The sequence below is a fragment of the Streptomyces diastatochromogenes genome, from assembly GCF_002242805.1.
GTDB lineage: Bacteria > Actinomycetota > Actinomycetes > Streptomycetales > Streptomycetaceae > Streptomyces > Streptomyces diastatochromogenes.
Genome location: NZ_MCGQ01000072.1, coordinates 23,271 through 36,465, shown reverse-complemented (window position 1 = coordinate 36,465; position 13,195 = coordinate 23,271). Strand labels below are relative to the sequence as shown.

Here is a 13,195-nt window from a genome sequence, read left to right as displayed (position 1 = left end):
TGCCGGTCACCACCAGTTGGTTCACCCAACCCTGACCGTGCAGCAGCCTCGATTTGACCCTGACAGGCAGCAGATGCCCCCGGCGCACCGGACTTCTGCCATTCGGCTGGAACCTGACGACCTGACGTTGCCGCACAGTGCGTCGAGCGCTCCTTCATCCTAACCGTCCGTATGGTCGTGTACGTCCGGCTCTGACAGGACGGCTGGGCACGCGGTCCCGCACCCGTTCGCACGTCGTGCGGGACCGCGCCAGGTGCACTCCTGCGGCATGCTGCCCGGACCACCTTGGTGATGACGTGGCTCAACCTGCCTGCTGCGGCGTGTGGGAGTGCAGTGACCTGCGCGAGCGCCTCCTGCGAATTCGCGCCGCAGCTGACGACGGGCTTTATGGAAATGGCTTGACCGGCACGCCTGTTGGAGGCGGGATACGGTGCCCGGCGAAGGGGCTGACCGGGGTTGCTGTCTGACGGCATTGTGACCGGACTGCCCTGGTGAGAAGACCGATCCGCCGGCCGGCGCCACCCCCTGAGTACGGGCCGTCCGATGCGCGGCGTCCTTGTCGCAGACTCCGGGAACCCGAGCGTCTTGTGTCCTGAACTCGCCTAAATCTGAGCACAGTTGAGGTGCCGAGCGTGATCGGTTGTCAGTGGTCGACGCCAGCATGGACGTGACGCGGGGAAGACGATTTAGGGGAGGGCTCGATGCCTTTTGTCCGGCCGTACGTGCGCTCGGACGGAACGCCAGTACGCGGGCACTACCGGTGGGCACCGGGAGCGCGCCGGGAGATGACGGTCTTTGCCGTCTTCGGCCTGGTCGTCCTCGGCTTCAGCCATGCCGGCGGCCAGGACGAGAGCGGAGCGGGCCCACAGCCCAGGCCGACGGTGTCGTATCCCATCCGCTTCGACCAGACCACACGCAAATCCCCGGGAGACGCCGTACCGCGCCCGACGGTGTCGTACCCGATTAAGTTCGACACCCCCAAGCCGCGGAGGGCGGCGCCCACGCCGACCGTGTCCTATCCGATCGACCTCTCCGCCTTGGGAGGTGGGCGATGACCCGCCGCCCGCCCGCCAGGCGACGCACCACCCGGCGCCCCAGCCGCCGACAGAGCCGGCAGGACGCCCACATCGCCCTGGGCGTGGTCGCCATCGCGGTGCTCGGCCTTGTGGTGATGGTGGTCAACTGGCTGATCGCACACTGGTGGCTGCTGCTTGTCGTGGCCGTACTCGCCGTCCTGGGCAGCATCGGATGGTGGCAGCAGCGCACACAACGCGCGCAGTGGGCAAAAGCCCAGGCACGTGCCCTGCGCTACGGATTGGCCCAACTGGACGCGCTCTCCCACCGGCAGTTCGAATACGCGATCCGTGACCTGATGAACCGGGACGGCTGCACCGACGCCGTCCAGGTCGGCGGGCAGGGCGATCTCGGGGCGGATGTGAAGGCCACCGACCCGCTGGGCCGCCGCTGGGTGATCCAGTGCAAGCACCGCCGGCACGGCGATCGGGGCGCAGCTGTGGGCACCCCGGAACTGCAGGTCCTCAACGGAACGGGACGCCCGGTGCACAAGGCGGACGTCGTGGTGATGGTCACCAACGGCAGGATCACCCAGCCCGGCCGCACCTTTGCCCGGCAGCAGCGCCTGCACCTCGTCGACCGCCGACTGCTCGGCTCATGGGCCGCAGGATCACGGCCGCTGTGGGAACTGCTGCCCGCGCTTCCACCGCCCCGTAAATCATCACAGCTCTCCTGAGCCTCTCCTCGTGCCACTGCTGAAGAGAGCTGCCCCGGCGCTGGGTCGGCGAACGGTCACCGGCTTGGATCACGCATGCCCATCGCCATGTCCGCGAATACGAACGGCTTGTCCAGCACTCGGAGGCTACGGCCATTTCGGCGGCCAACAAGACGAGTTCACCAAGGTACTCGGACTGCAGCCCGGTTCGAGGGTCGGGCTGGATGAGACGGGTCGGCGCACCTTGGGAAGCGCGCGCTGCGACCCATTCATGATCAAGGAGGGTGAAGTCGCCGTCGAGTCAGACGACCGGGGCACCAGCGAGCCACGCATCGACACGGTCGCGCTTCCACAGGTACCCATTGGGATGGCTGGTGGTGATGTGCGGGCGCGGTAGGTCGATGTGCGGGAAGGGCGGCAGGCGGCGGCGCAGTGCCGTGGTGTGCACTGGGCGCGGCACGGCGAGCGCCGCGTACGTGCGCTGCCAGTCCGCCTGGAGCTCGATCAGGTCGCGGGGAAAGGGTGCGTGCTCCATAACCACAATTAGGTCGCGTGTTCGATTTTGTGGCTAAGTCGACGCCATGGGCCCGCCACGCTGCCTGCCCGGCGTCGTTGGACCCTGTATGACGACCACCGCGATGACCGACGCGTTGGAGCGGGATGCCCGCGCGCTCCTGGCGGCGTACGACGACGGGAGCTGGTGCCCGGCGGACGGCGAGTTCGCGCTCGCCGGGGACCTGGCCCGGGTGCACTGGAGCGGGTCCGTCTTCCGGGCCGCGCTGCGCGGTATGCCTCCGTCCGTCCGGTCCGGGCGCCTGGTCGACGTCCTCGATCCGGCGGCGGCGCTCCTGGAGCTGGTGGACACCTCCGGCGCACGCGACGCGCTGCTCGCGCTGCGACAGCTGGTGGACGCCCTCGCCGACTGAGCCCGTACACACCGAAAGAGCCGGCACCGCGCTGCGGTTACCGGCTCTCGGCGGGATCTCGCGCGGCAACGCGAGACCGTGAAGTCCCTGTTCGGCTTTCGGTTGGAGTCAGCGGCAATCAGGGCAGGGCCCGCCCCTCTCGGTGCAAGCCCAGGTGCGCGGATCGTCGCAGCGCCGCCAACCTGGCGCAAGCCAGATTGGGGCATGGGCGCATCAATTCGTTCACTACCACGAGGGACTGACACATTTTGAGATCTTGTTTGCGGTGCCGGAACCGCAGGTCACTGTTGCGTACGCGGCAGAACGCTGACTCTGCGTCGCATTTTTCGCACCCACGCATCTATGGATGCGTTAGGGCGCGGACGCATCAAACCCCGCCGAAAGAGCCGGGACGGGGACTGACTGCCTCTTGCAGCTGCCACCATCTTTTCCACGCACCACGCCGAGGGCGGCGGCAACCGCCCCTGTGGTTCGCCTAGTTGGAGTCAGTGGCAGGTGTCCGGCGGCCGCGGGTCGCCGGACCCGACAACAGGGAGGCCCCGTGCCCAAGCCCCGTTCCGCCGTTTCCTGCGTGGAGAGCGGCACCCCGTCCCACCGGCGCCTCGGCGGCGCCGAGGCCGTCGTCATCATCGTGATCATCGCCATGGCAGCCGCCCTGGTCACCTTCGCGGGCATGACACTGCCCCTCGTGCTGCAGCTGCTCATCGGCGCCGGGCTGATCGCCGTCCTCCTGGTCGGCCTGATCACCGGGGCCTCCACCCGCAGCCTGCGTGCCGCGCTGCGCGCCCTGCTGGCCCCGGCTGCGTGAGGTGACGGGTCATGTGCCGCCCCGAAAAACCGCTCATCACCAGCAACACGGCGTTGCGCGAGCTGCAGGAGTGGCTGCGCGAGCAGCGGGAGCGCACTCGGCAGGGCTACCGGGCGCTGTCGGTGCGGGCCGGCTGCCACGCCACGACGCTGCAGCGGGCCGCCTCCGGCGAGACCGTGCCGAAGCTGCCGACCGTGCTCAACTACGCCCGGGCGTGCGACGCCTCGCCCGAGGAAGCACGGCGTCTGTGGAAGCGGGCACGGTTTGAGGAGACCCGCCTCGCGCGGGGCGGCCGCGGCCGCCCCGCCCCGCGCCCGGAGTTCATCCGCGACTTCATCGATCTGAGCGCGGCCCTGGTGGAGCTGTACGAGAAGGCCGGCTCCCCGCCCCAGCGCACCATGGCACAGCGGGCGGGCGGGTACGGCGCCCTGCCGCGCAGCACCGCGCACCGCATCGTGAACAAGCAGGCCGTGCCGCACGGCCTTCAGCAGTTCCAGGCGTACATGAGGGCCTGCGAGGTGCCGGAAGCGGAATGGCCGGACTGGGAGGCCGCCTGGACACGCGCATGGCGGCAGGAGAAGCAGAACGACCTCGCCGATCTGACCATCGCCGCGCGGGACGCGTACCCCTCGGCCACCGCGCGCGCCCTGGCGGCGCTGTACACGGAGACGCCCGGTTTGAATGAAATGAGGTACCTGCGGAAGCTCCGGGAGCTCCAAGAGGCAGACGGCCACTTGTACGTGACGAGCAACGGTGTGCTCCACCGGGCTGCGGCGGAAGTGAAGCACCACTCCAACACGGGCCTGCGCCGCGGTCGGCGGCGGCCAGGGCGGTCGCCCCAGGTCCCCGAGCGGCCCGTGCCCGGGCAGCTGTCCATCCCCATCGGCGACCCCGAGTCGGAGGCTGCCGCCCCCCTCTTCTGATGGCGCCCGCTCCATCGCCGGGGAAGGGGCAGACGCAGCCCAACACCGGTCGGACCCGTTAGGTCCAATGGGTCCGACCGGGACTGACCCGTCGGGCGCCGGGTGGTCAGGTCAGGCCGGCGGCGTTGTCGTCCCAGCCGTCGCCGATCTGCATGTAGCCGAGCATGGAGCGGGAGTGGCGGGCCCAGCCGCCCTGCTCGGCGATGGCGATGCCGTCCTTGCCCTTCTTGCGGCCGGTGGAGGCCAGGCCGATGCGCAGGGAGTGCCCGGTCCACGAGATCGGCACGCCGGCCCGCTCCGAGATGCGCTTGATGGCGCGGGTGACGCTGTCCGGCCCCATGCCGCCGGTGACGTGGCTCCAGCGGTCGATACCAACAAAGGCCGGAGTAGCGGGGTCGGCCCACTGCTCGCCCTGCTCGGCGGCCAGGCGGGTGCGGTAGGCGACGTACGCGCGGACCGGGCAGATCTCCGGGTCCTGCGCGTACGGGATCTTCGCGTTGCGCACGCTGTGCTTGGTCTTGCCGGTCAGCACGGCGACGACCAGGCCACGCGGGTGCAGGGTGACGTCGCCGGTGAGCAACCCGGCCGGGTCCTGAGAGCGGGAGGCGTAGTGGAAGCCGGAAAGCACCAGGGCTTTGTCCCGGAAGCCGGTGAGGGTGTCGGGGCAGGCCCGGGCAACGACGTACAGGCCGTCGACAGTGGCGCTCACCGCCTGTCCGCGGCCGCGTCGCTCGCCGTCCTGCAGCAGCTTCACCGCCAGGCCCTCCAGCGCCTTGCGAGCCTCCGCCTGGTCGTCGCCGGAGACGGTGACGCCGCGCTGGCGCAGGCCGACGACGGCGGCCGCGAGGTGGGTACCGGCGGAACTGGCGGCGTAGCCGGTCCCGCCCTGTTGGCCCTCGCGCAGCATCCAGGTCACGAACGCCACCAGCGCACCCCGGGACCCCTCCAGCTCCGGCAGGCCGGTGGAGGCGCAGAACCTGCCCCACACCCGCCAGCTCTTGGCGTAGGTGTCGAGCGTGTTGTCGGGGGTGATCTCGGCGGCGACCGCGTCGGCCAGGTTCTCGGCCTCGGCCAGGTGGCGGGCTGTGTCGACGCCGTGGCGTTCGGCCCACTGCTTGATGAGCGCCTGGCGCTCGGCGGCCGCCGAGCCGAGCGGCGGGTGTTCGGAGGGGATGACCGCCGTGCTCTCCGATGCCGTCACCACTGGTCCTCGCTGTAACCGTAATCTGAGGGGTCCTCCACGGCGTCCTCCCAACAGCTCCCGCACAGATCGGTGCCGCCGGTGGCGTCGATCGGACGCCCGCAGCGGTCGCACGGAGCGACCGAGGGGAAGGCGACGGAGCACGCGAAACAGAAAGCCACCTCCTCCATGGGGTCACTGAGGACCCGCACCCCCCACCCGAGCGCCCACTCCCCGCACTGCGGGCAGGCGTTGAGTCCGCTTGGCTCCTCCTGGCCCTCAGGAAGGAAGTACGCCAGCAGTTCCTCCGGTTCCCAGCGACCGGCACAGAACCGGCAAGCGGCCCGCACCAGCTCCCCGGCCGGGCCCGTCGACTCGCCGAGTACGAGCGCCATCTGCTCGCACTCAGGGCACTGAATGGTCCGGTTCTCGGCGCCCTCCCGCGTCACCTCGCCGCGTATGCGGTTGGTTCGCTCCCGGACGAAGGTGTTGATGCTGGCCAAGCCACCACGCAACTTGCTCAGTGACGCTTCGCCCTCAGTCTTCTCCTCCTGGCCCAGTCGGGGCAGGAGCTCGTCGTCGATGAAGCGGATGAGGAAGTCGAGGACCTCGCCCGCCCGGGCCTCGATCACGGGGGCGGGCGCGGTCAGGCCGAAGTGCTGCAACTTGTTGCGGTCCTCGGTCAGGTTCTTGAGGGCCTTGCCTTCCTTCTGCGTGATCGGTACGCCCGCGATGTTCTGCAGACGTGTCACGGCCTGCTCAGTGGAGACGCTGGAGAGCGTGGCTTCGTCGAGGGTCTTGCGCGTGGCCTTATGCGGGTCACTGAAGACGAGGCTCCAGTGCTCGGCCATCAGCCGGGCCTTCAGCAGCACCTCCACGGCGGCCTGGAGGTGGAGCACGGCGTACTTCACGTCCCGGTGCGTCACCATCGACTCCGTCTCGTCGAGGTGCTCGACGACGCTCGCCAGGTAGTCCAGCCCGTTGCGCACGAGCGGAAAGTCCAGCTGCGGAGGGGCGGAGCGGGGCCTGACCCAACGTCTCGGCTGCGCGCTCGCCTCGGTCGCGGCGGCTGGCGTCGTGGCGCCGCCACTCTCCTGATGCTCTCCGGCCAACGTCATCGCCCGTCCCCACCTTTTACCCTGACCCGGCGTCATGTCCCTATTTGTCGCGTCGGATAACGAGAGCTTATCCGATGCGACAGTCACCACCGGCGCGCTGGCGTGACAGCTAGCGTTCTTCCTCCAACGCCGCTACCCACTTCTTCGCCTCCTCCTCCCGCTGCTCCACCTCGGCAATCCGCGCCCGGACCGCAGCACCTGCAGCCAGTTCGGCGGACAGCTGAGTGCTCTGCCGGGGTCGGGCAGCCACCAGCTGTCCGACCGTTAGATGCCGGGCGTCTTCCAGGCAGGCCCGGTCCAGAGGCCGCCGACGACGTCACCGTGCTCGCCTTCCAGTAGATGCTTGCCGACCGTGGGCGACGGCGACAGCGGGGCGGGCGACGCGGAACGTTGACCAGCCCGGCGTACGGCTGGATTGCTACCTGGACCTGCGCCAGCCCGTCAGCCCGGCCACAGCGCCAGCAGATGCCGTGCCGGAGGTGAGCGCAGCCACGCGGTGGCGACCGCGTGCCGGGTCGTGGCCGCCACGACCTCCACCACGGCATCGCCCCCGGCGGGCGTTAGGAGTCGCCGGCCTTCGGGAACACCCGCCCGGCATGGGTGACCAGGCGCGGGGCGACGACGGTGGAGAGTGCGGTGGTCAGCCGCTGGGATAGCGCCACGTGTCCGTCGGGCAGCCGTACAGCGAGCGCCTTCGGGCGCCGGGCCGTGTCGGTGAACCCCACCACGGCCGCGTCGACCGTGTCCGCGTGCCTGATCTTCGCCCGGACCCGGCCCGCCTTATAGGCACCCCGCAGCGGCTTCGCCACGATCCCCTCCACGCCCGTGCCTTCGAGCGCCTCGTACCAGAGCAGAGCCTCGTCCAGGTCGGTTGTCGACCACACCGGCACGATCGGCGGACCGACGTCAGCGAGCACGTCCAGGACGACTTGGCTGCGCTGTACATACGGCCCGGCTGCATCTCAAGGCACCCACCTTCTGCAGCTAGGTTCCCAGTCCCGGTTTGGGGATCGACAGCAGCTACGGCTCTGGTGAGGGCTGGGCACCCGGACATCGCGCGGTGGAGGCGAACCACGACGGCTAAGGCTGGAGAGCACCGACCTGCGTGGCACCCTAGCCCTGCACGAAGGAGTCGTACGGCAGCTCAGTCTCGAAAACGACGCACTGCGTCAGAGTGCCACCGTCCTGCCCCTGCCCGCCCGTACCCGATCGGCCGCGACATCACGGCACCGCCCTGTGCTCGTTCGGTTCCGTTCGATGCTGTGCGCCAGCCGGGTGGTGATTCGCCGGAAGCATCGTGTCAGGCATTCCAACTGGTCAACCTCATGAGGAGTTCCGTGTAGAGCAACCGACGGGTGTGTGATGCCAGCGATGACAGGTACGCCACGCGGCGGCACCCTCTTCGCTACGAACGCCTTGCTCCTGGTTGTGGCAGGTGGCGTGGTTGCCGTGCGCCTTCCCGTGCGCGACGTTCCGGCGCGAGGACTGCCGCTGCTCGTTGGGTGGCTCCTGTTCGCCGGCGCCGCCGTGTGGTGCGCCGAGCTGGCCGTCGCACGCGCCGGCCGGACCGGCACGTCGGATGCGAAGCTTCGGCTGGCTACCACGGGAGCGCTGGCGACGGCCTTGGCGGCCGAGCTGATTCTGATTACTGCGAGACTCGCCCGAGATCACGACTACGGAACGGCCTGGGCGTCCGGCGGCATCCTCCTTGCGCTGTTCCTCGGCGCTATCTGGCGCACCGCCGCCATCAGTGGCAAGTACTCGGGCTACATCCCTGCCGAAACCTCGGCCTGTGCCACCTTCGCGCTGGCCGAGGTGTGCGTCGGCTGGCTCACCGTGCGCTTCGCCATGGAAGGACCACTGTGGGCGGCCTGGTGCCTGGGGTGCGCAATGGTGGCGCTGGCTGCCGCTTTCTGGTTCTTGGACTCACAGTTTTCGTCGGCCTGGGACACGTACGACAAGGTGTTCGGCTGCATCGCGGTACTGGGTGTGGCAGGTGTGGTGGCTCAGTTTGCGGTGCGCGACGAAACCGCGTCCGCATGGTGGGTGGGCGGCGTCGGCACTTTGGTTCTGCTGTACATCGGCGCGATGGTGTTCGGCGACTCCATGAGTTTCACTTTCTCGTGGCCGTGGGCCGAAAAGGGTTATAGCAGCACGGCTTCGCTGGGAGTCCAGTTCGCCGGGATTCTCGTACCTTTGGCGAGCCTCGCGTGGGCGGCCTGGGGCGGAAACCCGTCGGGGCGGAGCTCTTCCGGGTGGGGCCCCGGCGACGATCGGCTCTTGGGCCTGAGCTATCTCGCGGGGGCAGGCGCGATCCTCCTGGCGGCGCAGAGTGCCGTTCTGGCCTGGACGGGAACGGCGCCACCACAGCGCTGGCTGGCTGCATTGATCGGCGGCGTACGACGGCTGGCACATGCCGACCCTGAACGTTCGATGCTTCCGGGCTCCGACTCGCAGCACCACGCCTACGACCCGCACTACGAGCGTGAATGGCAGAGAGAGCAGCAGGAGTGGGAGGAAGACTGGAATCGCCACATCGAGCATCTTCGCGAACTGATGCCGAATGAGCGCAAGTTTCTCTCCGCCCTCCATAAACTCGCACACCCCTTGCCTTCCGCTGCGGTGATCGCGATCTACCGCGATACCGCCCTTGCCACGGGGCTCGCTATCGACGAGATGTGGCCCCGGATCGAACTGGTCGCCCCGGACCAGGTCAAAACAGAGATGCGGCGCAGAGAACGAGGTGTGCTGGCGTGGCGGATTGTCGTTGCGAGCGCCGTGTGCACGGCGGCCGTGTGGCTGTTCATCGCGCTCGCCGGACTCGGCGGCTTCCGCTTGGAGAGCGGCTCGCCCGCGTTGCTCGTTGTGGGGCCGCTGCTCGTCGCGGCGGTCGCGGTGACGCAGGCACGCAGACTACTGGTTGAGGTCTGTGCAGCTAAGGCGGACGCGATCGACGTCTTGCGGTATGACATGGCCCGCCGCCTGCACCTCGAATTGCCGGAGACCCCCTCGGGCATGATCCGACTGGCCTCCACGCTGAGCGGTGACCGTGACTCCTTCCAGTATCCGGGACGTCGTCCGGAGGAGCCCAGCCCGTCCGAGTATCCGGGTCGACGCCCGCCGCATTCGTTCGCCGAGGACACTGGACCTCTCCCTGGCAGCCGACTCGACCAGCTCGCCGTCGATGTAGCCGACCAGGTGCGCAGTGGCCTACGGGCTGATGTGCGCCAGGCCATCCGGGGCGAACACGCGTCCTTGGCGGAAGAGGAACCAGCGCGAGCCATGTTTACGGAAGCCGATCTGGCTCAGCTCGCGCAAGAAATTTCCGACAGCGCGGCCGAGCCCGTCAGCCGCCAACTCAAGGACCATCTGACGTATCTCCAGCAGAATTTCCACGAGGACGTCCGGGCCGCGATCCGCTCCACGCTCGAGGAGTCCGTGACTGGTCCTCCCTTGACGAACTTCGTCGGCTACTTCGCGATCGAGCTGGACCGGCGGATGCAGAGTGAGGAGCGGCCTCCGGTACGGGTCGACGGTGGGACGATCAAGGCACCGGTAGGTCGGCGCGTGAATCTGGTGGTGTCCGTCGTACGCGATCAGCGGGCGGCGAACCTCCCTCCAGTTGTCGCGAGCCACCCGGGCAAGGACTTCTTCGTGTTCGAACCGGTACGTGTCGAAGGCGGCCGGGATGCCCGGACCGTGTCCTTCGACGTAATGGCCGACAGTTCGACGCTCACGCCACTGCCCCAACGCCAAAACCTTCTCGTCGAGGACGAAAAGCAAACGACATTCCGGTTCCAGACGTCTGAGGAAGAGGGCAGCCACGAGGTCTGGTTCCAGCTCTACCAGGCGGGCCACCTCGTCCAAGTCGTTGCTCTCAAGATCAAGGCGGAGGCTGCCCCCAATGCTACTGACTCGGACGAAGCAGAGGACGGCGTATGAACGAAGCTATGAACGCCGCACCGCCGCCGGATATCTACGTGCGCGTCATAACGACCAGCGAGGCTACCCGGCTGGAGTTCACGGCCCGTCGCCTGGGCATCCCGCCCGTGCGCGCCACCCTCATCGGTAGCGACGCGCTGCTCAAGGTCCGGCAGGAGCTTGATGCGGGACTGACCCGACTCAAGGACGAACTCACCGGGCTCGCCGTCGAGGACAAAGACCTTAACCGGGTCTTCCAGAGCCTGCACGGCCTCGGCCGCACCCTGCTCTTCATTCTGTTCGGCTCCCAGCAGGCCATCCTGAAAGAGTTGCAGACGTTCTGGAACGACGCCCTGCCGCTTGGCATGAACCCCGAAATGCCGCCTCCGCTCGTCGAATGCGTCGGTAGCAAGGACGGATTTCTGCCCCTGGAGTTCCTTCCACTCTTCCGAATGTTCCCCGGCCCGCCCGTCAAGACGCGGGATAAATTCATCACGGCCTGCCGCACACTCGTCGGCTTCTCGTGCGTGGTGAAACGCACCATACTGCCCGCCCCGATCCGTGGCGGGAACACACTGCGTACCGGGCCGCAAGGCCGTGTCCCCACCCGATATCTGTACTACGAGCACCTCCACGGAGCGGTGGAAGAACTGGCATGGTTCGCCGACGCTGGCGGAGCGCACATCGATCTGGAAGGGCCCTATCCCGATGGTACCGACCGCGCGCCGAGTCTGGCCGAGCAGATCTTCGACCCGCGGCTTCGCCTCGACGGAACACTCCGTGAACTACCCGACCAGGTCCAGCACTTTGCCTGCCACTGCTACACCCGCTCCGAGGACACGCTCGCCGCCGAGATCGAACTCAGCGGCGCCGGCTGCCACTCCCGCACCACTCTCGGTGCCCTCGGCGCGGACCTCGTCGCCCTCGGCGCGAGCCAGGCGCAGCGCACCTTCGACCTGCCGTTGGTGATGATGAACGCCTGCGGCTCAGGCCGGATGCGCGCCCCGGGGGCGCCATCGTTCCCGTACCTGTTCCTCACGAACGGCAATCGCGGCTTCATCGGCACCGAGACCGAGATTCCCGACGACGTCGCCGCCGCCTTCTCCAAGGCACTGTATGAACGCTTTCTCGTGCACCGGATCCCCCTAGGCAGAGCGGTCCTCGAGTCGCGCCGGCACCTCCTGCACACCTTGCGCAACCCACTCGGCCTCACCTACGCCACATACGCTGACCCCAGCCTGCACGTACGTCCGACCCCCGAGGAGAGATCCCATGCCACAGACGCAGCCCACCCCTGAGACAGCCGGGACGATCAGCGTCCTAGGGTTGGAGGACACGGACCAAGACCGCGCCGATAGGCTTCAGTTCCGGCGCCTAGAGGAATGGCGGGCCGCCCGCACGGAGATTCCCGCTGAGGAACTTCAATCCCGACTTGGTGAGTTTGTGGCGACCATGCGTGGTGTAATCGACTCACTTCCGCAGAAATCGGGCGAGTTTCAGCTCAACGAGGTGACATTCAGCGCCGAGGTGAGCGCCAAGGGCACGGTGTCGCTGCTCGGTTCCGGCGGCGAGCTGGCCGGGAAGGCGGGGATCACCTTCCGGCTCACGCGGGGCTAGGGGATGTCTCTTTGGTCGGCCTACGGCCGCCACTCCTGGCGGTACTGGGGGTGCTCGGCGTACGACTGCGCCAGCGCTTTGAGCGCGTACGCGAGCCCTGCGTGACGTGAATCCGCCGGGTCCATTGCCTGGTAGTCCCTGGCCAGCATGTCGACCAGGTCGAGCATCGGCAGGTGGCTGTCGAGGAGGGCGTCGGCGCCGAAGCGGTGGGCCACCTCGGCATAGGCGTGGTTGTCCTCCATGTTGCGGTCCCGAAGGAACTTCACGAGGTCGTCCATGGGTTGATCTTCGCGCAGAAGCAAGGGCCATCGGGTGGGCTCACTGTGATCAGTTCAGCTGCGGAGCTGGGTCACCTGCGGGCCCAGATGAGGATGGCGGCGAGGTGGAGTGCGGCCTGGTAAGCGATGGCGGGCTTGTCCGTCCGCAGGGCCAGACCGCGCCACTGCTTGAGCCGGTTGATGCATCGCTCGACCGCGTTGCGCTGCTTGTACACCTCGGCGTCGAAGGCCGGCGGGCGACCGCCGGCGCGACACCGCGCTTCACTGCCGAGAAGGCGCCGTCGTATCACCGAGAAGGGTCGAGAAGTTCGTCCATGCCGGGCGCAACGGACACCGGCGGCGCCGGTTACGGGTACCCGACCGCTTGCAAAGGCTCCTGCACCGCAAGGGGACAGACCCCTCCGGCTGCGACGACCTGGTCGCAGCCCACGTCACCTCGACCGCGAAGGCCAGCGCCCTGACCGGGGCAGACGGCATCCGTCTGCCCCGGTGAGGACCAGATCCCGGCGCTGGCCGACATCTGCACCTACGACTCCCTCGACAAGCGGGCTTCTGCGAAAGGCGTCGGGCCCGTGAACTCGAAGCTGCCGAAGTCAGCGGCGGAGAACACGGTGCCCTCGAACCTCCCACCGCCGTCGCTTTTCCGTACCGCCAGTTGCGCAAAGGATCGAGGGAGAGCAGAGGTGAGCCGTACG

12 protein-coding genes and 4 pseudogenes are annotated in these 13,195 nt (G+C 68.2%); 10 read left to right on the top strand and 6 right to left on the bottom strand.

All coding sequences use genetic code 11. The features are described 5' to 3' along the window. The first annotated feature begins 785 nt into the window (after positions 1-785). The 3 genes and pseudogenes from BEK98_RS44865 to BEK98_RS48325 form a co-directional block, all read left to right on the top strand. Positions 786-1,055: a hypothetical protein gene (locus BEK98_RS44865; protein WP_244202260.1), complete on the top strand. Its 270-nt coding sequence runs from the start codon at positions 786-788 to the stop codon at positions 1,053-1,055. Then, a complete protein-coding gene (locus BEK98_RS44860) occupies positions 1,052-1,750 on the top strand; it encodes a restriction endonuclease (protein WP_094222605.1) in 699 nt (232 codons plus the stop codon). The genes BEK98_RS44865 and BEK98_RS44860 overlap by 4 nt, the downstream gene beginning before the upstream one ends. A 29-nt stretch (positions 1,751-1,779) precedes the next feature. Further along, positions 1,780-1,888, top strand: a pseudogene (locus tag BEK98_RS48325) (IS5-like element IS4811 family transposase); the annotation flags it as partial. Here BEK98_RS48325 and BEK98_RS50540 read toward each other — a convergent pair. Next, positions 1,884-2,150: pseudogene (locus BEK98_RS50540) on the bottom strand (hypothetical protein); the annotation flags it as partial. The pseudogenes BEK98_RS48325 and BEK98_RS50540 overlap by 5 nt on opposite strands. Before the next feature lie 202 nt (positions 2,151-2,352). On the opposite strand from BEK98_RS50540, the gene BEK98_RS44850 reads away from it, so the two are divergent. The 3 genes from BEK98_RS44850 (at position 2,353) to BEK98_RS44840 (ending at position 4,386) form a co-directional block, all read left to right on the top strand. Beyond that, positions 2,353-2,655 (top strand): hypothetical protein, encoded by a 303-nt coding sequence (locus BEK98_RS44850; protein ID WP_094222603.1) that lies wholly within the window; start codon positions 2,353-2,355, stop codon positions 2,653-2,655. Positions 2,656-3,196: 541 nt separating this feature from the next. Further along, a complete protein-coding gene (locus BEK98_RS44845) occupies positions 3,197-3,463 on the top strand; it encodes a hypothetical protein (protein ID WP_094222602.1) in 267 nt (88 codons plus the stop codon). Between the two features lie 11 nt (positions 3,464-3,474). Continuing rightward, complete coding sequence (locus BEK98_RS44840) at positions 3,475-4,386, top strand: helix-turn-helix domain-containing protein (RefSeq protein ID WP_094222601.1); 912 nt, start codon at positions 3,475-3,477, stop codon at positions 4,384-4,386. Between the two features lie 106 nt (positions 4,387-4,492). Here BEK98_RS44840 and BEK98_RS44835 read toward each other — a convergent pair whose 3' ends face one another. Next, on the bottom strand, positions 4,493-5,587 hold the full coding sequence (locus BEK98_RS44835; RefSeq protein WP_244202259.1) for a site-specific integrase: 1,095 nt from the start codon (positions 5,585-5,587) through the stop codon (positions 4,493-4,495). Then, entirely contained in the window at positions 5,584-6,720 is a 1,137-nt protein-coding gene (locus BEK98_RS44830) for a serine/arginine repetitive matrix protein 1 (protein WP_143684249.1), read from the bottom strand. The genes BEK98_RS44835 and BEK98_RS44830 overlap by 4 nt, the downstream gene beginning before the upstream one ends. 188 nt (positions 6,721-6,908) lie before the next feature. Between BEK98_RS44830 and BEK98_RS50535 the strand changes: the two are divergent. After that, positions 6,909-7,082, top strand: a pseudogene (locus tag BEK98_RS50535) (hypothetical protein); the annotation flags it as partial. Between the two features lie 162 nt (positions 7,083-7,244). Here the strand turns inward: BEK98_RS50535 and BEK98_RS44825 are convergent. Continuing rightward, entirely contained in the window at positions 7,245-7,601 is a 357-nt protein-coding gene (locus BEK98_RS44825) for a DNA ligase-like domain-containing protein (protein WP_094222599.1), read from the bottom strand. A 454-nt stretch (positions 7,602-8,055) separates the two neighbouring features. Here BEK98_RS44825 and BEK98_RS44820 point away from each other — a divergent pair, with 454 nt between their 5' ends. The 3 genes from BEK98_RS44820 to BEK98_RS44810 are packed head-to-tail and all read left to right on the top strand — an operon-like array spanning position 8,056 to position 12,222. Beyond that, positions 8,056-10,626: a hypothetical protein gene (locus BEK98_RS44820; protein WP_143684248.1), complete on the top strand. Its 2,571-nt coding sequence runs from the start codon at positions 8,056-8,058 to the stop codon at positions 10,624-10,626. Positions 10,627-10,634: 8 nt separating this feature from the next. Then, on the top strand, positions 10,635-11,903 hold the full coding sequence (locus BEK98_RS44815) for a CHAT domain-containing protein (RefSeq protein WP_167444429.1): 1,269 nt from the start codon (positions 10,635-10,637) through the stop codon (positions 11,901-11,903). Beyond that, positions 11,878-12,222 (top strand): Pepco domain-containing protein, encoded by a 345-nt coding sequence (locus tag BEK98_RS44810; protein WP_094222596.1) that lies wholly within the window; start codon positions 11,878-11,880, stop codon positions 12,220-12,222. Before BEK98_RS44815 ends, BEK98_RS44810 begins: the two co-directional genes overlap by 26 nt. A gap of 20 nt (positions 12,223-12,242) precedes the next feature. On the opposite strand, the gene BEK98_RS44805 is transcribed toward BEK98_RS44810, so the two are convergent. Both BEK98_RS44805 and BEK98_RS44800 read right to left on the bottom strand, forming a co-directional pair. Then, positions 12,243-12,500 carry a DUF6221 family protein gene (locus BEK98_RS44805; RefSeq protein ID WP_094222595.1) on the bottom strand — a complete coding sequence of 86 codons (258 nt, stop codon included), beginning with the start codon at positions 12,498-12,500 and terminating at the stop codon, positions 12,243-12,245. Between the two features lie 71 nt (positions 12,501-12,571). After that, a pseudogene (locus tag BEK98_RS44800) lies at positions 12,572-12,757 on the bottom strand (transposase); the annotation flags it as partial. Between the last annotated feature and the right edge of the window lie 438 nt (positions 12,758-13,195).

Coding starts and splice junctions, on each gene's coding strand:
- BEK98_RS44865 (WP_244202260.1), top strand. CDS start 786: ATGACGGTCTTTGCCGTCTTCGGCCTGGTCGTCCTCGGCTTCAGCCAT.
- BEK98_RS44860 (WP_094222605.1), top strand. CDS start 1,052: ATGACCCGCCGCCCGCCCGCCAGGCGACGCACCACCCGGCGCCCCAGC.
- BEK98_RS44850 (WP_094222603.1), top strand. CDS start 2,353: ATGACGACCACCGCGATGACCGACGCGTTGGAGCGGGATGCCCGCGCG.
- BEK98_RS44840 (WP_094222601.1), top strand. CDS start 3,475: ATGTGCCGCCCCGAAAAACCGCTCATCACCAGCAACACGGCGTTGCGC.
- BEK98_RS44830 (WP_143684249.1), bottom strand. CDS start 6,720: ATGACGCCGGGTCAGGGTAAAAGGTGGGGACGGGCGATGACGTTGGCC.
- BEK98_RS44820 (WP_143684248.1), top strand. CDS start 8,056: ATGACAGGTACGCCACGCGGCGGCACCCTCTTCGCTACGAACGCCTTG.
- BEK98_RS44815 (WP_167444429.1), top strand. CDS start 10,635: ATGAACGCCGCACCGCCGCCGGATATCTACGTGCGCGTCATAACGACC.
- BEK98_RS44810 (WP_094222596.1), top strand. CDS start 11,878: ATGCCACAGACGCAGCCCACCCCTGAGACAGCCGGGACGATCAGCGTC.
- BEK98_RS44805 (WP_094222595.1), bottom strand. CDS start 12,500: ATGGACGACCTCGTGAAGTTCCTTCGGGACCGCAACATGGAGGACAAC.